At 49.2% G+C, this 19,437-nt stretch carries 18 protein-coding genes and 1 tRNA gene; 12 read left to right on the top strand and 7 right to left on the bottom strand.

Annotated elements, in window-relative coordinates; all coding sequences use genetic code 11:
* The first annotated feature begins 2 nt into the window (after nucleotides 1-2).
* From FBF37_RS03720 to FBF37_RS03705, 4 genes are read left to right on the top strand one after another with little or no spacing between them, the layout of a single operon-like run.
* Entirely contained in the window at nucleotides 3-761 is a 759-nt protein-coding gene (locus tag FBF37_RS03720; RefSeq protein WP_138079600.1) for a hypothetical protein, read from the top strand.
* Nucleotides 758-3,670 carry a restriction endonuclease gene (locus FBF37_RS03715; RefSeq protein ID WP_138079598.1) on the top strand — a complete coding sequence of 971 codons (2,913 nt, stop codon included), beginning with the start codon at nucleotides 758-760 and terminating at the stop codon, nucleotides 3,668-3,670. The genes FBF37_RS03720 and FBF37_RS03715 overlap by 4 nt, the downstream gene beginning before the upstream one ends.
* 41 nt (nucleotides 3,671-3,711) lie before the next feature.
* Complete coding sequence (locus FBF37_RS03710; protein ID WP_138079596.1) at nucleotides 3,712-4,314, top strand: hypothetical protein; 603 nt, start codon at nucleotides 3,712-3,714, stop codon at nucleotides 4,312-4,314.
* Nucleotides 4,315-4,333: 19 nt separating this feature from the next.
* Nucleotides 4,334-4,564, top strand: a complete 231-nt coding sequence (locus tag FBF37_RS03705; protein ID WP_138079594.1) for a DUF167 domain-containing protein — start codon at nucleotides 4,334-4,336, stop codon at nucleotides 4,562-4,564.
* Here the strand turns inward: FBF37_RS03705 and FBF37_RS03700 are convergent.
* From FBF37_RS03700 to FBF37_RS03690, 3 genes are read right to left on the bottom strand one after another with little or no spacing between them, the layout of a single operon-like run.
* Nucleotides 4,561-6,060 carry a polysaccharide deacetylase family protein gene (locus FBF37_RS03700; RefSeq protein ID WP_138079592.1) on the bottom strand — a complete coding sequence of 500 codons (1,500 nt, stop codon included), beginning with the start codon at nucleotides 6,058-6,060 and terminating at the stop codon, nucleotides 4,561-4,563. The genes FBF37_RS03705 and FBF37_RS03700 overlap by 4 nt on opposite strands.
* Entirely contained in the window at nucleotides 6,060-6,776 is a 717-nt protein-coding gene (locus FBF37_RS03695) for a DsbA family protein (protein WP_138079590.1), read from the bottom strand. The genes FBF37_RS03700 and FBF37_RS03695 overlap by 1 nt, the downstream gene beginning before the upstream one ends.
* Nucleotides 6,773-7,381: a hypothetical protein gene (locus FBF37_RS03690; RefSeq protein ID WP_138079588.1), complete on the bottom strand. Its 609-nt coding sequence runs from the start codon at nucleotides 7,379-7,381 to the stop codon at nucleotides 6,773-6,775. Before FBF37_RS03690 ends, FBF37_RS03695 begins: the two co-directional genes overlap by 4 nt.
* Before the next feature lie 189 nt (nucleotides 7,382-7,570).
* Between FBF37_RS03690 and FBF37_RS03685 the strand changes: the two genes are divergently transcribed.
* From FBF37_RS03685 to FBF37_RS03675, 3 genes are read left to right on the top strand one after another with little or no spacing between them, the layout of a single operon-like run.
* Nucleotides 7,571-8,113 (top strand): PadR family transcriptional regulator, encoded by a 543-nt coding sequence (locus FBF37_RS03685; RefSeq protein WP_138079586.1) that lies wholly within the window; start codon nucleotides 7,571-7,573, stop codon nucleotides 8,111-8,113.
* Nucleotides 8,094-8,819, top strand: coding sequence for an ABC transporter ATP-binding protein (locus tag FBF37_RS03680; RefSeq protein ID WP_138079584.1), 726 nt, complete (start codon nucleotides 8,094-8,096; stop codon nucleotides 8,817-8,819). The genes FBF37_RS03685 and FBF37_RS03680 overlap by 20 nt, the downstream gene beginning before the upstream one ends.
* Nucleotides 8,819-11,050, top strand: a complete 2,232-nt coding sequence (locus FBF37_RS03675) for an ABC transporter permease (RefSeq protein ID WP_138079582.1) — start codon at nucleotides 8,819-8,821, stop codon at nucleotides 11,048-11,050. Before FBF37_RS03680 ends, FBF37_RS03675 begins: the two co-directional genes overlap by 1 nt.
* Before the next feature lie 136 nt (nucleotides 11,051-11,186).
* On the opposite strand, the gene FBF37_RS03670 is transcribed toward FBF37_RS03675, so the two are convergent.
* Nucleotides 11,187-13,325, bottom strand: a complete 2,139-nt coding sequence (locus FBF37_RS03670; RefSeq protein ID WP_138079580.1) for an ATP-dependent Clp protease ATP-binding subunit — start codon at nucleotides 13,323-13,325, stop codon at nucleotides 11,187-11,189.
* A gap of 72 nt (nucleotides 13,326-13,397) precedes the next feature.
* Entirely contained in the window at nucleotides 13,398-14,918 is a 1,521-nt protein-coding gene (locus FBF37_RS03665) for an LTA synthase family protein (protein WP_138079578.1), read from the bottom strand.
* A gap of 85 nt (nucleotides 14,919-15,003) precedes the next feature.
* Between FBF37_RS03665 and FBF37_RS03660 the strand changes: the two genes are divergently transcribed.
* Genes FBF37_RS03660 through FBF37_RS03640 form a run of 5 tightly spaced genes read left to right on the top strand, consistent with a single transcriptional unit; the run spans nucleotide 15,004 to nucleotide 18,744 of the window.
* Entirely contained in the window at nucleotides 15,004-15,828 is an 825-nt protein-coding gene (locus tag FBF37_RS03660; protein ID WP_138079576.1) for a basic amino acid ABC transporter substrate-binding protein, read from the top strand.
* A complete protein-coding gene (locus FBF37_RS03655; protein WP_236861237.1) occupies nucleotides 15,825-16,541 on the top strand; it encodes an amino acid ABC transporter permease in 717 nt (238 codons plus the stop codon). Before FBF37_RS03660 ends, FBF37_RS03655 begins: the two co-directional genes overlap by 4 nt.
* Complete coding sequence (locus FBF37_RS03650) at nucleotides 16,528-17,307, top strand: amino acid ABC transporter ATP-binding protein (protein WP_290367475.1); 780 nt, start codon at nucleotides 16,528-16,530, stop codon at nucleotides 17,305-17,307. Before FBF37_RS03655 ends, FBF37_RS03650 begins: the two co-directional genes overlap by 14 nt.
* Nucleotides 17,308-17,319: 12 nt before the next feature.
* Nucleotides 17,320-17,931 (top strand): YbbN family protein, encoded by a 612-nt coding sequence (locus FBF37_RS03645; RefSeq protein WP_138079573.1) that lies wholly within the window; start codon nucleotides 17,320-17,322, stop codon nucleotides 17,929-17,931.
* A gap of 27 nt (nucleotides 17,932-17,958) precedes the next feature.
* A complete protein-coding gene (locus tag FBF37_RS03640) occupies nucleotides 17,959-18,744 on the top strand; it encodes a hypothetical protein (RefSeq protein ID WP_138079571.1) in 786 nt (261 codons plus the stop codon).
* Between the two features lies 1 nt (nucleotide 18,745).
* Here FBF37_RS03640 and FBF37_RS03635 read toward each other — a convergent pair whose 3' ends face one another.
* Together FBF37_RS03635 and FBF37_RS03630 are read right to left on the bottom strand one after the other, a co-directional pair.
* Entirely contained in the window at nucleotides 18,746-19,213 is a 468-nt protein-coding gene (locus FBF37_RS03635; protein WP_138079569.1) for an NUDIX domain-containing protein, read from the bottom strand.
* A gap of 68 nt (nucleotides 19,214-19,281) precedes the next feature.
* Nucleotides 19,282-19,358: transfer RNA gene (locus tag FBF37_RS03630), tRNA-Pro, on the bottom strand.
* Nucleotides 19,359-19,437 lie beyond the last annotated feature (79 nt).

Below are 19,437 nucleotides of genomic sequence, written 5' to 3'. Positions count from 1 at the left end.
ATATGGATACTTGGAAGTTAATAATTGATATGTCGCAGGTTGCTACTGCAATCGCTGCATTTGTCGCTGTTTTTATGACTTGGCGAGGTTGGAAGGAAGCTAGTAAGACTGCAAGAGATCAAGCCATCCAGGAATCAATAATGTCGACCAATTATGACATTTATAAAGATATTCTAAACCAGGTGAATAGCATCATTAAGAAGAACTCTAGTTACACTACTGGCTTAAGATTTCATATTGATCGTACTGCAGAATTGCTGAATGAGTGGCACGGTTTAGGTGGTTTCCAGGGTGAAGCTGCTTCAGATGAACGAAAACGTCAACTAGCCAAAGAATGGGCTGAATCTACCAAGAGTATCCTAGATAACTCACATAAACTCTTAGCTAACGCGCTTGACCTAACTAGGATGTTAGATATGAGTGGAGCTGATTTTGGCAGCAATTCCAAGGCTTATAACGCACTATGGCTTGTGTATCATGATTTAAATATTTCAATGCAAAAGATACAAAATAAATGGACGAAGTTGGAGATAGAGGATATAACCACTCTACAATATGATTGGCTTAAGGATGACACGTATGATAATATCGAGCGTGCTGAAGAATTTGGAGAGTGTGTAGATGATGTGCTGAAGCTTGTGTATAACAATCTAATCGCTAAGCCGATGAAGAAAACTCTTAAGGAGATTGATTCAAGGGATAGGCGTCGTATGATAACACTTGATGGGTTAAAAGATAATAGACTGGATAACGCCTCATGAAAATTAAATACGATTCCAGTCAGCTGTTCCAGTTACAAGCTATCAGTTCTATCACTAGTGTTTTTGAAGGTCAGCCTGACAGTGCCGACGCGTTTGATGCAGTTTTGCGGTCGCGATCGGTGCGCGGTGCCCAGGTCGGGCTGTTCGACGAAATTGGTGCAATTGGCAATAATTTGCTGCTTGATGACGATGCTATTTTGGAGAATGTTCGGTCAATTCAAAACGACAACGGCATCGCTCCGGTTAAAGAATTGGACGGCATGAACTTTTCCGTGGAGATGGAAACTGGCACTGGCAAGACGTACGTATACTTGCGTACAGCGCTGGAAATGGCGAAATTATATGGTTTTTCAAAGTTCATTATCATCGTGCCGAGCATTGCCATCAAAGAGGGCGTGAAAAGTAGTCTCGATGGCATGCGTGAACATTTCACGCGTGAGATGGGGTATAGTCCGTACGAAGCGTCGGTGTACGACGGCAAAAATCCAGAGGTGGTACAGAGTTATGCTACTAGCACTATGACGCAGTTTATGGTTATGACAATTGATGCAATTCGCGGTAATAAGAACACGCGAGTGATTCATCAAGAACGCGACAAGCTAAATGGTATTGCCCCAATTGAATATCTGGCCGCCGTTAATCCGATTGTCATTATGGATGAGCCGCAAAATATGGAGAGTGAACTGTCGACGAGCGCGATTAATGACCTGAACCCAATATGTACATTACGTTATAGCGCCACGCATACTCACGAATACAACATGATGTATCGGCTCGATCCAGTTGATGCTCACCGAGAGAAGTTGGTGAAAAGCATCGTGGTGGCGAATGCTCGGCAAGAGGGCAGTGATGCTAAGCCGTATATCAAACTCATCGATGTGCGCAATACGCCGAAGCTTCAAGCTTATGTCGAAGTGTTGGTTCGCGATAAAAATGGCAATGTTGGTCGAAAACCACTATGGGTTAATCATCACGACAAACTGGATATTCGCACTGGTAACAGTATTTACGAAGGTTATACCATCAATGAAATTTCGACGGTTCCAGCGAGTGTGGAGGTTGGGTCGCAAGGAGTCCTGATGCTTGGTGAAAATTGGGGCGGTAACGAAGATCAAGTTATGCGCGAAATGATTCGCGTGACTATTGCCGAGCATATTAAGCGAGAATATTTACTGCGCGATCAAGGAATTAAGGTATTGAGTCTATTTTTTGTTGATAAGGTGGCAAGTTATTTGGAATATGATGCTGACGGTAATATGGTTGACGGAAAATTTGCGCGTTGGTTTGATGAATTGTACCAGGAAGAGCGAAGAAAGAGCCGTTTTTACGAAGATATCATGCCTGAAGATTCAAGTGAAGTTCGAAAAGCATATTTTGCTGAGATGCGTAAGGGCGGCAAAACGAGCTTTGTCGACAGCAAAGAGGGCAAAGGCAATGCACAGGACGAGTCGGCTTATGACCTAATCATGAAAGGCAAAGAAAAACTGCTCGATCAGGCAAATCCAGTGCGGTTTATTTTTAGCCACTCGGCACTGAAAGAGGGTTGGGATAATCCGAACGTATTTCAAATTTGTATGATGCGCGAGAGCGGCAGTGAAAATGATCGTAGACAGACGATTGGGCGAGGCTTGCGCTTGCCAGTGCGTCAGGACGGTACACGAGTGTTTGACGAACAGATCAATCAGTTGATGGTAGTAGCCAATGAATCGTATCGTGATTTTGCTAATAATTTACAAAAGGAATATAAGAAAGCTGGTGTTAAGATTGGTTTTGTGCGGCGTAGTGAATTTGCGCGGATACCAGTACATGACGATCCAAACAGTACATTGGGACATCAGAAATCAAATGAGGTCTGGGAGTGTTTGCGGCGTCGCAGTATGATTGATGACGAGGGTCGGGTGTTGGCGAATTTCACGCCAAATAATATTGGCTTTACGCTTGATTTACCTGGTGATCTGCAAAAATATCATGCCGAGGTGGTGGATATTATTGAGGGTTGTAAAATTGATAAATTTGTTAAGGATGCGCGTAAAAAAGAGAAGATTTGTCCAAACAAGGAAGTCTTGTATAGTCCGCTACTTGAGGAATTATGGAAGCGAATCTCGCACAAGACGACGTACCGTGTGGCATTTGATAACGGCCAGATTATTATGGCGGCCATTGGCGCCATTAAATCCAAGCCTGAGCTTAAGCCGTTAAGAATTGAGGTGAAAAGGCATAGAGTGCTTTTGAAGCGTGGCGGCGTTCATAACGATGGTATGGTAGGTGAAGCAACCCGTGACTTGGCGGGAACGTTTGAACTGCCGGATATCATCTCTGAATTACAGGATAGCACTGGTCTCACTCGACGAACAATTGTTGACATTTTGATTGGTAGTGGTCGGCTACATGAATTCTTGAAAAACCCTTACGACTATGTGCAAATGGTGAAGAGTGCAATTAAGTCGGTACTGGCGCAGGTTGTGGTAGACGGCGTTGAGTATGAAAAGATGGGTGAGCGTAATTATGAACTTCGCAATTTCCAAAAAGATAGTGATGAAGAAGTCGAACGTTTTATTGATCGACTGTATCAAGTTAAGAATCAACAAAAAACAGTGACAGATAGATTGGTGCTAGATTCGGCGACTGAACAAAAGTTTGCCGAATATTTGGACAGTCGTGAAGATATCAAACTATTCCTCAAGCTGCCGTCGAAGTTTACGATACCAACGCCAGTTGGTGACTACAATCCAGATTGGGCAATTGTCAAAGAAGTCAATGGCGTAGAAAAAGTATATATGGTGCGTGAGACGAAGAATGGCGGTGAGCGTGAAAATGAACTGCATAAAATTGCTTGTGCCAAAAAACACTTCGAGACGATTGGTATGTATGATTATACTAAGTCAACTCCCGATGATTGGCGGGTGTAGGTATGTCGATAAAGAGCTGCGAGATACCCTCGGGAGAATATATGAACAAGCCAAACAAAACCATTACCGTCGCTCGCGCCATCATCCGCATTGGTGACGCTGCCAGGAATGCCAATGACTATAGTTTGCTGGGCGCGCTGCATGAAATGGTGGCGCAACTGTCACGGCATGGCGTTAAGGACACTGACGTCGATATGGATTTGCTATTGGAATATGTCGAGGCGGCAGATGGTTGTGATTATTGCCGCGCCGGCGACGGTAAGTCGAGTGTTGACGAATTAACAACAAAAATCAATCAGCAGTTAGCTTGTCGCGGTCAGGCGCAGGTGGAGGCGAGCGATCAGTCTGTGCTGAAATTTGAGCCAATGATTCATCTGGTGACGGCGGCGTATGCTAAAAACGAAGGTGGTGTAACGGCTGGCTTATCGATAGCGCTGGTCGTCACTCAGGACGGTTCGGTGGATCTGCCGCGCGAGCATTTTTTGAATGCAGAACTGCTCGATTATTTTAGTGTAAATCAGCCATTTCATTGGGGTTCAGCTAGGCACGACTTACCGCCAAACTTGCATGGTTACCACTTGGTGGTCGGTTCGGTAGAAGTGCAGGAGATTTTACCACGGGAGTTGGAGGCGATGTCGTTTTAAGGGTAATGATTATTGAATTATGAAAATCTCCGCCCATCTCAAGCCCAACTCCCGCCACCGCGAAGAAGTCGTCCCGAACGATGATGGTTTGCTGACGATCTACACCAAGGCGCCAGCCATTGAGGGGCGGGCGAATCTAGCGGCGGCGAAACTACTAGCAAAGCATCTCGGCGTGGCACCTTCAAAGGTAAAATTGGTGCGCGGTGCAACCTCGAAATACAAGATATTTGAGATTGATCAGGTGGACTAATGTAACCGCTGTATCGTCACAAATGAATACCCCTGCTGCTTCAGTGAGCTGAGGATACATGGCACGGCATTGACGGAAGTTTGGTGAATGTCATGCATCAAGATGACGGCTCCAGGACGAGCGCCAGCGACGGCACGTGAACAGACAATTTGGCTATTGCGATCAGCCCAGTCCCGCGTGTCAACCGACCATAAGATTGACGACATGCCACGCGTCCGAAGTTGCTCCAAAACCACACCATTGACGGCGCCATAAGGCGGGCGCAAGATGCTCGGTTTGATACCAGTGGCTTGTCTGATGGCCTCGTTGGTGCGGTCGATTTCACCAGCAATTTGGTCAACTGATAGCTTAGGTAGTTCCGGATGTGACCACGAGTGATTACCCAGTTGATGACCACGCGCTTGTATGCTGCGCACGATGCTAGCTTGCCCGGAGACTTTGCTACCAATCAAGAAAAACGTCGCTTTAGCACCATATTGATCCAAGATGTCCAGTAAGTGCGCGGTGTATGGACCCGGTCCGTCATCAAACGTCAACGCAATCACTTTGTTGCCGGTGGTTGGTGCAGGTGCTGGCGTAGCGGGCGCTGGTGCTGGTGCTGGCTTTGGCTCGGGTGGCTTGGGGAAGTTAGCCAGTTTTTGAGCTGTTGGATTTTGCAGGTATTTGGCGACGGCAGCGGCTGGTACTTTGATGGTCAGCTCGCCGTAGGCTGATGGCAGCAAGGAGGCTTGTCCAATTGGCCAAGCTAAGGTGTTGCCATCGTCGGTGATGGTAAAGTTCGCCAACGTTTCTTTGGTGATCATCTCCTCGAGATTTGCTTCTGGTTGGTGGCGTTGTTTAATGGTTTGTGCGACGTCGCGCTGAGCGGCCGCTACAATTGCCTTGGTAGCTTCCTCTGATTTTTCAGTCAAATTATCCAAGCTAATCACCTCACCAGAATTTTTATCAAAGGTCCAGAATAGCGTCAGTGCCACTGGATGGGCGCCGTGCGTATCTTGTTTGATGTTGACGATGATGGACAGCGCCACGGAATTATTGTGCGTAACTTGGTAGCTGATGGTTTCGGTCATTGGCCGGTCAAAGGTGATGGTGCTCGACGAGGTGTAGCGAAAATCACTGTCGGCGCGGTCAATTGCTCGGGCGATGAGTTTGTTGATTTTGGGATTGCTGGTGATTGGATATTCAATTGAGACCTTTTCGCGTTTGGTGTCGCGCGTCACGAACTTGGAGCGAATGCCAGAATAGCGCGAATCGGTGAAATAGTATTTTTCATCTTCCAGAACGGTTGGTCGCTGGGCGGGTGGTTGTATCGATTGGAGATAAAACAATGCTGCCATGGCGGCGACTGCCAGCAAGAGTAGGGTGGTGAATAAAGCACTGCTCAGCCTGGATGTACTGTAGGATGCCGTGTTGGTTTTTGCCTCACGGCGAGGCTGAATTGACGGTCGTTTGTTTGATGGTTTTTGGGGTTTTGTTTGCATTTTTTTGGCAGACATTAGTTCACTCCGCCGGCTTTCAAAATCGCCTTCAGCCCATTCTCGCCACCAGCAAATCCACTGGCAACATAATCATTGATCACCATATATGGTAAGCCGCTCACACCAAGCGAAAGAGCTTTTTGGGTGCTGTCATCAATTTCTTTTTGGTGCGGTTTTTTGGTCATACAGTCAGTAAATTTCGCCTCATCCATACCAATGTTTTTAGCAGACGCCAGGAAGTAGTCTAGTGGCAGCGGTGGAATTTTTTGCGGCACAGCAACGTTTTTCACACCAATTCCTTTGTCAAAATAGTCACGTTTAATGCGCGGCACGATGTCGTGCGTGTATTGCCAATATTTGTCTTGGTCGGCGGCGCAAAAGGCAGCGTGAGCGCCAGTTTCTGTGTTGTCGGTAACTTCTTTGAGCAGCGTCACCACGCGGTGTTCGTAGCGAACTTTGCCTGATTTGAGATACTCATTTTTGAAGAAATCAGCGTTGGTGGCTGCTTCAACCTCGGCACAGAATGAGCAGAAATAGTCAGTGTAGTCAACGAACACATGTTTAGCTTCGCTAGAGCCTTGCGACATCTTTTCATTCCACGGCTTGCCGTCACCAACGTGGCGATTTGGTGGACGATTAACGATGCCGTAGATAAACAATGCGACGATTGCTGTAATCAAAATGCCTGAAATAATCCAAATGATTGCTATACTCGCTGATTTTTGTCGATTCATAGTTCCTCCTGTTTTGCTAATTCGGTATATATAAAGGCAATTTGTCCAGACTTGTAGAGTGAAAAGAGGCTTAATAGTAGGGCTACAATCAGGACGATGGTGCCAGCGACGGTGGCGGCAGTGGCAGCGGCAGCGCCTGAGAAGAACACGGCAACAAGCGGCAGGATGAGTGATGTGCCGCAGGGGACGCAGCCCAGGCCAATGGCAGCAGCCACAGAGGCCAAGCCGCTGAGTCCGACTTGCCTGGTGACCGACTGTTCACTACGCTTATTTTTCTTGGCAGTGAAAATGACGACAGTGATTGACAGTCCTTGGAGGAGTGACACCACAAGGAGTAACGTGCCGTTTAGTGAGCTGAAGCCCTGTTTGAATATATCAATAAACATGGTTCCGAGAAGAGAGATTTTGTCTAATATTGGTAGTCGCGACATCATCAGCGGACCGTAGAAATTGGTGTTGATGGCAAAGAAAATGATGAGTGCAAACAGCACAAATAAGACAATTGCCAGTAGTAAGTAGGGCGGTAAGCTGATAATTTTACCAACGCCTATCATGGCCGACTTGACGGACTGCTGCTTGTTGTATACTCGGCAAAATTGAACCATGCATCCATTATACGTCAAAATTGCATAATAGTATGCATTCTGGTGCAGTTTACTCGCCTTTGGGCGGCGAGGTATTTGTGATGGGGTAAAACGTACGGCAAGAGGGCTGATAGCTAGTCGCCAACATAAACTATACACTGAGTGTATAAAACTCTTGCAATAACTAAACACTGGGTGTATAGTAAGAGTATGAGCGTTCAATATACCCTGTTAGGTTTTTTAGCGGAAGAGTCAAATTATGGCTATGAATTGAAGAAAAAATATGACGGCTATTTTGGCAAGGACAAGCCAATTTTAACCGGTCAGATATATTCAACTCTGGCGCGGCTCAAACGCGACAACAAAGTCAAAGAAATTACTGATACCAGCGAATCAGGCGGGCCGGATAGGGTTCGGTATGAGATTACCGATGAGGGCAAGCAAGATTTGCAAGCATGGCTGGAATCACCAGAAGCACCGTCGCCACAACTACAAGCGACGATGTACATCAAAGCAGTGCTAGCCATTCTGAAGGATGGCGATGCATCACCGTATTTGGATAATCAACGGCAGGCGCACATCCAACGGATGCGCGAGCTGACAGCGCAGCGGCGTGATAGTAATTTGTCGGACATGCTGCTGATTGATCATGCACTGTATCATTTGGAGGCGGATTTGCGCTGGATTGAATTAACTATTTCGCGGTTAACGCGGCTAAAGGAGGAAATTTTGCATGAGCAAACCAATAATTAGCACTAAAAAAATTACAAAGTCGTTCGGGCAAACACAGGCGCTGCGCGGTGTCAGTCTGGATGTCGAGGCGGGCGAGGTGCTGGCGATTATGGGTCCGTCGGGATCTGGTAAGTCGACGCTACTACACAGCTTGGCGGCGATTACCAAAGTTGATAGTGGCGAAATTGATTTTGACGGCCGGCGGATTGACAAACTGAGCGATGATCAGCGTAGCATATTGCGGCGCACTAGCTTTGGCTTTGTCTTTCAGTTTGGACAGCTGGTGCCAGAGTTGACGGCGCTGGATAATGTAGCGTTGCCGCTACTGCTTAACGGTGTCAAGCGTAAAGAAGCCTATCAGCAGGCGAAAACATGGCTGAATAAGGTTGAGCTGGGTAATAAAGCTGACAGTATGCTCGGCGAGTTGTCGGGTGGACAAATGCAGCGCGTGGCGATTGCCCGGGCCATGGTGATTGAGCCAAAAGTGCTGTTTGCTGACGAGCCGACTGGTTCACTGGATAGTTTGAATTCAGAAAAGGTTATGGAGCTATTCATTAAAACCGCCAAAGAGCACGGCACGACAGTCATCATGGTGACGCACGAGCCAACGATTGCTGCCTACGCTGACCGGGAAATTATCGTTCGCGACGGGCAGATTTCTGGTGCTGAGGCAGCGGTACATCCGGCGCAGGTGAGGGCTGATAAAACTAATGTGAGGATTGTCTGATGAGCGTTAGTTGGATGTTACTGCAAAAGTCTGGCCGCCAGTCATTTGCACGTCTAGGATTGACCACGGCGGCGGTGGCGCTGGGAATCGTGCTGGTGTGTGGCTTTATGGCTGGTATCAATGGCATTATGGGACGTAGTACTGGGGGCTCAGCCATTAGTCTGGCGGCACACCAAGCTAGTCGCAAGGAGGCTTCCCAGCAACCAATTAATGGTGTTGAACCGCTACGAATTAGTAATGTGGCACGACTTGGTAATGCGTCAAAATGGCATGGCCAGCTTATCCAGACTTACTCAATATACGGTACAGCGAAGTCGCCGCAATTTGCCAAGTTGAAAACGCCAGGTCCTGGCGAATACTATCTGTCACGGGCATTGGCTGACGCGGTTGCTCAGTATCCTGATGACAATATCTTGGCACGTTTCGGTAAAAACACCAAATACTTAGGCGTACTTCCTAGCAAATATACCGCCAGCCCGGATGCGCTGATGATGGTGCGTGGTGCGAGCGCCGAGGAAGTGGCAGCGAGTGATGATGTGGCGAAAGCTCAGGGACAAGCTTCCTACTTTGCTAATGTCTACCGCACAGACGCGAATGGACTAAAATCCAACATTGGATTAGATCCAATTTCCATTATTACATTTGGTGTTGGTGGAGCGATTTTGTTGTTTCCAATCGTCATTTTTGTGTCAGTGGCGACACAGCTGGGCGCGGCGCAACGCGAAAAACGCTATGCTGCCTTACGGCTGATCGGCGCAACTAAGCGGCAAGTGACACGAATATTACTGTTGGAGTCGTTGCTAGCATCAGTGGCTGGCGTGGTGATTGGTCTGGGTGCGTTTTGGTTGCTACAAGCGCCGCTACAGCAGTTTAAGATGGACGGCATGCGGTTTAATCCTGGTGATTTAGCGTTGACTGCCGGGCAATATGCCTTGATTATTGGCTTAACATTGGGTCTGACGACGTTTGTTAACTGGCGACGAATGCGCCGAGCGCAAATTTCACCGCTAGGTGTATCACGCTCAATTGAGAAGGTGAAGAAACTACGTGGGTGGCGGGCGCTGGTGCCAGCAGCCGGTATCGCCATCTTTGCTTGGTTGTCATCAAAGCCGGGATTGGACTGGTTGACGGCAAATAAAGAATCAGCCATGCCGATATTGCTATTAATGGCAGCTTTGCTGTTGGTGATGTTTGGGATTATCCTAGCTGGTGGCTGGTTGACGAATAAGCTGTCACTGCTGGCGGCGCGCTGGGCAAATAATGGTTCAATGCTGATCGCCGGTAAACGTACGGCGGTGCATTCGCGAACAGTTTTCCGTGGTGTGAGTGGGGTAGTGTTAGCGTTGTTTGCTGGTAGCTTCTACTTGACGGCGACCAGTGGTATTGAGAACTTAAATATTCAGGCCATCAAAGACAATGGATATTCACAGTTGAAGCACGGTACCGCAGCTGTCATTGGCCGTTCATTGCCAGGCGATATGGCGAAGCGGCTGCAGCAGGAGTCGTATGTTACGTCGGTGGCGACAGTGTATCCGCGTGAGGATGGTAATGCAATTCGCTGTCAGGATGTGGCACGATACACTGAGCACACCTGCCCAACCAACGCTCGACCTGACCAATTTGCGCTACTAAACTTTGACGCGCCAGTGGTGAAGAGCGTGTCGCTAATTAACGACAAGGTTGATACGAACGGCGCCAAAGAGTATTTGGTAGCAGTCACATCAGATGATAATATCGAGAAATTACGTAGCATGGTGGTGGTGCACGCCAATCAATACGATCTGACTTATGTGGTGAGCGGCACTGATTCCAAAAAACCGCACATTAACCCAACGATTCGCGAGTTTGCCAACTTGGCATATGTTGGTATCGGCGTGACGCTATTTGTGGCGGTGGCAAGCTTGATCGTCTCGACGATTGGCGGGCTAATGGAACGCCGCCGTTCGCTGTACACCTTGCGGCTGGGCGGCATGCGCCTTGTGCAGCTGAAGCGCTTGGTGATGGTTGAGTCGGTGGCACCGCTCGTCATCACTTCAATCTTGTCGTGTAGTATTGGTGTTTGGACGGGGGCAGTGTTCACGAAAATGTTCTCGACGACGCTGAAGCCGGTATTAACGCCAACCTACTTTGCCATCGTTGGTATCGGTCTGGCGGCAGCCATCATCGGTATTTACTTGATTCTGCCGATGGTCGACAAGCTGACGCGGGCGGAGGCTAACCAAACTGAGTAATGCGCCTCGGTCCGAGGGCTGTCTACCGAAAAGCGTTCCAGTTGATGGCTGGGGCGCTTTTTCTTGCTATGAGCGCAACTTTGGGCTCAAACCACACGGAAACAGGTATCTGTGATTAATAGGAATGAAGGGACTATTAGTGAAAGGTCACCCGGTCATTAGCGACACTGACAGTCACCGCCATGCCGTCGTGAATTCGTCCGTCGATGAGCTCCAGCGCCAGCGGGTCAAGCACCCGCTTTTGTACCAAGCGCTTCAGCGGACGGGCGCCAAAGGCCGGGTCGTAGCCATCGCGGGCCAGCATGTCGCGGATGCTATCGTCAAACTCCAGGGTGATGTCGCGGCTGTCTTTGACCTGGCGGGCGACGCGTTTTAGCTGGACATCGACAATTGCTCGCATGGCCTCTGGTCGAATGCGGTCGAAGATAACGATGTCATCGATGCGGTTGAGAAATTCCGGACGGAAGTGTTGGCGTAATACCTCAAGCATTTGATTATCCAGTGCCGACACATCGTCGCCAGAAAAGTCCATGATTGCCTGTGAGCCGACATTGCTGGTCATGATGATTACCGTGTTAGAAAAATCGACTGTTCGCCCCTGGCCATCGGTTAGGCGACCGTCGTCGAGCACCTGGAGGAGCACGTTGAAGACGTCGGCATGGGCCTTTTCGATTTCGTCAAATAGTACCACGCTATAGGGGCGGCGTCGGACCGCTTCGGTGAGTTGCCCACCTTGGTCGTAACCGACATAGCCCGGCGGCGAACCGATCAAGCGGGCTACGGCGTGTCGCTCCATATATTCGCTCATATCGATACGAATCATGGCGTGCTCGTCGTCAAATAATTCGCGGCACAGGCTGCGGGCCACCTCTGTTTTACCCACACCGGTGGGGCCGAGGAAGAGGAAGGAGCCGATCGGCCGGTTGGTGTCACTCAGCCCAGCACGCGAACGGCGAATAGCGCTGGCCACCGCGGCGATGGCCTTGTCTTGACCAATCACTTGGGTACTGATATGTTCCTCTAATTTGGTCAATTTGCTTGATTCGGTCTCAATCAGTCGCTCCACCGGGATGCCCGTCCAGCGCGCCACTACGCTGGCGATGTCGTCAGGAGTGACTTCTTCACGCAGCAGGCGGTCGGCCGGCGGAATGGCGGCTAGTTCCTGGCGGGCGGCAGCCAGTTTTTTCTCCAGCTCTGGTAGGTCGCCGTATTTGATGCGGCTGGCAGTGGCCAGGTCGGCGTCGCGTTCGGCGATTTCTAGTTGCGAGCGCAGACCATCCATTTTTTCGGTAGCGGTATTGACGGTTTGGAGAATGTCTTTTTCGTGCTGCCATTTATTATCAATTACCTCGGCCTGAGCTCGAAGGTCGGCGATTTGCTGATTAATCTCCTCTTTGCGGGCCTTGGCGTGGTCGGATTTATCTTTTTTGAGCGCGGCTTCTTCAATCTCCAGCTGCAAACGGCGATTATTTAGCCGATCGAGAGCAATCGGCACACTCTCCAGCTGCATCTTGAGCGCACTGGTCGCTTCATCCAGCAAATCCACTGCCTTGTCAGGCAAGAAGCGATCAGGTAGATAGCGAGTGGACAACCGCGCCGCCGCCACGATGGCATCGTCAGAGATTTTAACGCCGTGATGCACCTCGTATTTTTCTTTCAAGCCGCGCAAAATTGCCACGGTGTCGTCAAAACTTGGCTCGCCGACATAGACTGGCTGAAAGCGCCGCTCCAGAGCCGCGTCTTTTTCGACATGCTGGCGATATTCCGCCAACGTCGTCGCGCCGATCATGTGTAATTTACCGCGCGCCAGGGCGGGTTTGAGCATATTGCCGGCGTCCATGCTGCCTTCGGTTTTGCCCGCACCGACCATGGTGTGAATTTCATCAACGAATAAAATAATTTCGCCGGCGGCTTCTTCAACTTCTTTTAAAATTGCTTTCAGGCGCTCTTCGAATTGGCCGCGAAAGCTCGCGCCGGCCAGTAAGCTGGAAATTTCCAGGCTAATCAGCCGCTTATCTTTCAGCGACGCCGGTACATCACCCTTGACGATGCGCTGCGCTAGGGCCTCGACGATGGCGGTTTTACCGACGCCCGGCTCACCGATGAGTACGGGGTTATTCTTGGTACGCCGGCTGAGGATTTGCATGGTACGGCGAATTTCCTCGTCGCGCCCGATGACTGGGTCGAGTTTGCCCTCGCGTGCCAGGGCCGTGATGTCCGTCCCAAACTGCTCGAGAGGCTTGGTGGTTTCTTCTTGGTTCATGGTTGGTGGCATGTGTCCTCCTTTTTCTTTGGGCTGATCCCCGTATTGTTACGTTGCGGCAAGAGGCAGAATAAGGTGATACACTTACGAACTGCTTAAGATTTTTCGTTCGTAGTAGGTTGAGCGTTTGCTGAGCTCAGCGTTGAGCTGATCGATGCCACCAAACTGTTCAACCAGTGTCTGTCGACTTGAGAATAAATTGGTACCCAACCCCATGCGGTCACCATCCACTGTCACACCCAGCGCTGCCAAGGTTGATGGGTACATGTCAAAGGTGGCAAATTGGCGGTTGGTGGTGCGAGTTGGCTGAACGGCAGGGTTGATGAAGGTGTTATAGACGGTTCGTTGGTAGGGAGCGCCAGCAATTTTCTCTTCATAATATGGTGTTTGCATGCCGAGGTGATCACCGCTGATGATGATGATGGTGTTGGTATAAAATGGCTGCTGTTTGGCCCATTCGACGAAGGCGGCGATTTGTTTGGAGGCGCAGGCATGAACATTGTCATATTTCGCTTCAAATTGTTGTTTGCAGGTGTCGTTGTCCAGCCAGCCGTCAGTGAAGTGGGTGTCAACGGTCAGCATTTGCAGGTTGAATGGCTTTTCTAATTTGCTGAGGCGAGTGGCTTCATCGCGGGCGAATTGGAAGAGCTTTTTGTCTTCATAGCCCCACCATACTTTATAATCCTGGGGAATTAAACCGTGCTTTTGAGCGTAGGTAAAGTCGATGATGTTATAATTGCCGTGTTGCTCCAGTAGCTTATCGCGTCCACCAAAGGTTTTGTCTGAACCCATGAGGAACGATTGATTATAGTCAGCTTTTTCAAGCACTTGCCCAAGCGTGTAAGCACCGGGCAGGAATTTATTAAAATCACCCATGCCATTGCGGTCGCGACCACCGAACACCCCGCCGTCTTTGAGTGGCACGCCAGCGGACTGAGCTGTCATGCCGGCGACTGTCCAGGTGGTACCGTGTGCAGGCAGGGCACCGCCAAGGCCTGAAGCTTGATGTGAAAATGAAGTGTTGGTCAGTGCCAATTTCTCCAGCTCTGGAATGACTGATTTGTCGCTCATGCCGCCGTTGGCTTTGGAAGCCGGTGTGTTTTCCAGCGACTCAACATAGATATAAATCAAATTACGTTTGGTGCTAGGAAACGTCAATTTAACGCTGCGCGGATCGACATAGTGCTTGTCGTAGATTTTGGATGATTGAGTAAGAGCGCTGACATAGGCTGGGATGCTAAAGCTTTGCGCCAGGAGTGTCAGGCTGACAACAAAAATGCCGCTTGCGTAATAGGTTTGATGACGCAAACGAAATGGCATTGTTTTCCAGCGCAGTTTGAGGAGCATAGGGAGTAGCAAGATGATAAATAATCCAATAGCATATGGCACATTACTCCAAACTGCTGAAACTAAACTACTGGATTGTCCGCCCGCCAGTCCGTTGTTAAAATAGAACAAAATTTCATCAATTTTGGCATCACGAAATTGCACAGCTTTGTACTGACTGGCGACGATGAAGATTGCACTGAGAGCCAACATCAGGACGATGCTGATTTTAACCAAAGTGCGAAAACTACAAAAACGGCTGAGGATTTTTTTGCTCATACTATCTAATTATACCACTATACGTGAGGAACGATGCTGAACTTAGGGCTTATCATTTCTCTACAAAGCGCGTATACTAATAAGCATGAACGGAACGAAAACGCGACGTCAAGGCTTTGGAGTTAGTTGGTGGATCGGTCTTGGACTGTTTGTGGCGTTGATTGGCTTTATGGCGTTTGACATTTTGCAGCGCGAAGGTGGATTTGGTAAGAGTGATGATGTGTTGGTGATGGGTACTAATGCTGGGTTTAAGCCGTTTGAGTACAAGCAGGGTAATGAAATTGTTGGCTTTGACGTTGATTTGGCAAAGGAAATTGCTCGTAGCATGAATAAAGAATTGAGGATTGACGACATGTCGTTTGACGGATTGCTACCAGCGCTGGAATCAGGGCAAATTGACATGGCGGTAGCTGGCATGTCGGTGACACCGGAGCGTGCCAAAAACGCGCTGTTTTCTGAGCCGTATTATTCAGCCTCGCAGCGGATCATTGTCAAGAAAGGCAGTCCAATTCGGAATAGACATCAACTGACGGGTAAGAAAATTGGCGTACAGCTGGGCACGACAGGTGATACGCTGGCCGGCAAAATTGCTGGCGCTAAGGTGTCACAATTCCCAACCGCGCCAAGTGTGTTGACGGAGCTCAATGCTGGTGGCGTCGAGGCAGTTATTTTGGATGATGCGCCCGCGGCTCAATACACGGCTGGCTTTCCAGACCTAGAAATTTTGCCAGGTGAGTTGTCGAGTGAACATTATGCAATTGCCATCAAAAACAACAACCATGATTTGCTGGAAAAAATTAACCGAGTGTTGGCGGAGATGAAAAAGGACGGTCGGTACGACAATCTTATCCGCAAACATTTTGGGCCGAGGGCTCTTGAATCAATGAAGAAAAAGGAGCTTGAATCGTGAATTTCCTGGAAGTGATCTTTGGCGACGGTCGATGGTTGTATCTGTGGCACGGCCTAGAGGTGACCTTGGTCTTGACCGTTTTGTCGCTGCTGCTCGGTACGGCCATCGGTGTCATCATCGCCCTGTTGCGAACTTCAGACGTGCGACCGTTTAAGTCACTCGGTCGTTACTCGTGGGCCAAAGGCTTGAGTCGCTGGAATCCGCTGGCGTGGCTTGGGAAAGTATATGTCGACATCATTCGGGGCACGCCACTTCTGGTCCAGTTGTTGATTATGTACTACGTCGTCTTTGGTTCGTATCAGTTTATGCCGAAGATTTTTGTGGCAGCGATTGCCTTTGGTATTAATAGCGGTGCATACATTGGTGAGATCATTCGCGGTGGTATCGAAAGTGTTGACAAGGGCCAAATGGAAGCAGCTCGTTCGCTGGGATTCAGCCGCTGGCAGGCCATGCGTTTGGTGATTTTGCCACAAGCGCTCAAAAATTCCTTGCCGGCGCTGATTAGCGAATTCATCGCTCTGTTGAAAGAAACCTCAGTCGTCGGCTGGATTGGGCTGAATGATATCATGCGCGGTGCTGACAATATTCGGTTTCAAACTGCCACGGCGTTTCAATCATTATTTGCCGCAGCCGTGATGTACTTGGCGTTGACCGCGATATTTACCCGTGTAATGACGCGAGTGGAGAGGAGATTGAAAGATGGCAGTGAATAAGATGAAGGAAGTGGCGCAACCAAGCACTGAGCGCCCAGCGATCATCACGGTAGCTAACCTCAAAAAGCAGTTTGGCAGTAACCGCGTGCTCAGAGATATCGACGTTGAGATTCACGAAGGCGAAGTGGTGGTCGTCGTTGGCTCGAGTGGTTCAGGCAAATCAACCTTTTTGCGCTGCTTGAATCTGCTGGAGACGCCGACGGGCGGGCGCATTGTCATCGATGGTGTGGAAACGACAGCGCCAAAAGTCGACCTGAACGCCCTGCGCCAAAAAGTCGGCATGGTGTTTCAATCGTTCAATCTGTTCCCGAACTTGAGTGTGCTCGACAACATCAAACTAGCGCCGCGGAAATTACGCAAATTGTCTGACCGGGCGGCGACTCGCTTGGCAAAGAAATTGCTCGCAGACGTGGGGCTGGCGGACAAAGCCGGGGCCTTTCCTTCGCAGCTCTCGGGCGGGCAAAAGCAGCGCGTCGCCATCGCCAGAGCCTTAGCCATGGAGCCGGATATTATGTTGTTTGATGAGCCAACCTCGGCGCTTGATCCCGAGATGATTGGCGAAGTGCTGGACGTGATTCGTGAGGTTGCCGCCAAAGGCATGACCATGGTTATCGTCACGCACGAAATGAAATTTGCGCGCGAAGTGGCTACGCGGATGATTTTTCTGGATAAGGGCGAGATCATCGAAAATGGTCCGCCGGAACAGGTGATGGATCATCCAGTGACTGAGCGGGCGCAGAAGTTTTTTGGCGTCAAAGGGAAATAACAGGAGGTCCAGATGAAACACGGCACAGTCATTAAAAACCATAACAAATGGCTGTGTTTGACCATCGGTTTTGTTGGTATTATTGTCGCCGTCATATGCGGCTGGTACATGTGGTCGCGCCCGCAGACACCCGTATCACCACAACCCTCAGATGCCGCCCGCTTTAAGGCTGCTTACTCCCGCGTGGCTGATGATAATCGTTTTGTCTTTGCTTCAGCCGGCGAGGTTTTGGAGAAATTTGAATCAGGCAGTGGCTTGATTTTCCTTGGTTTTCAGCAGTGTCCGTGGTGTCAGCAGCTAGCACCAATCGTCGATGAAGCCGCCAAAGCTGAAGGGCTGGATAAGATTTATTATCTAGACATTCGCCATGCCCGCGAAACCAATGATGATACCTATAAGAAATTGGTTGAAAAACTGAAGCCACATCTTCGCACTGATGAGAACGGACAACCACGAGTCTATGTTCCTGATGTGACGGCGCTGAAAGACGGTCACATCGTCGGTCATTTCCTCCAAGAGACCACCACTGATGGTGAGAAGGCCACAGCTGATACGTACTGGACACGTGAGCGCCGTGCTCGGGCGGTTGAGCAGCTGAGACAGATGATTCGGGCCATGCGCTAAACATAAGCTATATGATATAGTAACAACATGAAACAAGCTAACCAATTATCACGATTACGCCAATTTTTGTTATACATATCAATCAGCCTTTTCTCGGTTTGTGCTCTCATGGGAATCATGGCCGCCCTGTCTGGTCCAGTAGATTGGCGCATCTTGACAACTACCTTGTTTACCGCAGTCGCCTCGTTGTTTGCCATGGGAGGGGTTGCCCGCCTGGAGGATGACCAGCGTTTGATCAAAACACTGTCGGTTATGTCGTTAATTGTTAATGCTTTGTGGTTGTTGGGCGCGTTAATACTAGTGTGGGACTTGTTGTCTTCCTTGGGAATTTGTAACACAAATATTAGCTCCGAGTTTCCTGGAGGCTATGATTATATGTTGTGTGGTCAGCTCGAAGAAATATTGACCAAGCTGACAGTTACTGTGTTCATCATCACATCGCTGACGGCGTTGATTGCTAAGTTTCTTTCACTTAACGCTAAAAATTCAATCATTTCAGGACTGGTGACGCTGACCATTAGTAGCGCGAGCTTGTTAAGTTTAGTGGGTCTGAGTATTTTGTGGCAAAAACATGGCGGTGATGTTTTAACCGCTAACTGGCAATTATTGACCATCTTTGGCATATTAACGGTATTTGGGTTGGTGGTTACGCCAGTGTTGATGCGGGCGCAGGCTTACAAACAAAAGGCACAGGCGGTGTCTGACGAGGAGCGTCGACGACTACGCCAGGAGATCGAGCAGGAAGTTCGTGCAGAACTTGCCGCCGAACAACAGTCAGATAAGCCTGAGGATAGCAAGGACGGAGCGGAGTAGTTTATAGCTCGCTGATGATCTGGACGTCAGCTGATTTGTTCATTAGCCAATCCAGATCATTTTCTGTCAGATAACTTGGTAAAATTCGCGTGGTTTTCGGATCGACGAAGCCGCACTTCGCCACTTCTTTGACGCCGTGCGATGTTTGTTCCAGGTCGATGTGCTGGTAATCTTGCCAGTTGGTGATGAGAAAGAAAAATTCCAATTGCTCGTTCGGGCCATGTGCCGATTGTTCGCCTGATTCGGCGAATTGTTGTATGAATAACAACTTACTGATTTCTGGCTCAACACCCGTTTCTTCAATCATCTCTCGGCGTAAACCGTCCAGCAGACTTTCACCGCTTTTCAAGCCGCCGCCTGGCGTACACCAAAAGTTTCGACCTTTGCCGTCGTTCGTGGTCAATTGTTGGCAAAAAATCTCGCCCTGATCGCTTACGATAATTCCGCGTACATTAACTCGCCGTCGCATATAACCTCCTTTGCTTTCGTGGTCGCCAGAGGTTCTCGTATGTGAACATGCGCTTTGAATAATTCCGATGGTCGGGGTGACTGGATTTGAACCAGCGACCTCACCGTCCCGAACGGTGCGCGCTACCGAGCTGCGCCACACCCCGACGCTAAAAACAGTATACGTCCAGCTGATACTTTTGTCCAATGAGGCTCTGCGACGGATGTCGCATATTATGGTAAAAT

Origin of the sequence: Candidatus Nanosynbacter featherlites, from assembly GCF_005697565.1 — a bacterium.
Lineage (GTDB): Bacteria > Patescibacteriota > Saccharimonadia > Saccharimonadales > Saccharimonadaceae > Nanosynbacter > Nanosynbacter featherlites.
This window is presented reverse-complemented; position numbering and strand designations above follow the sequence as displayed.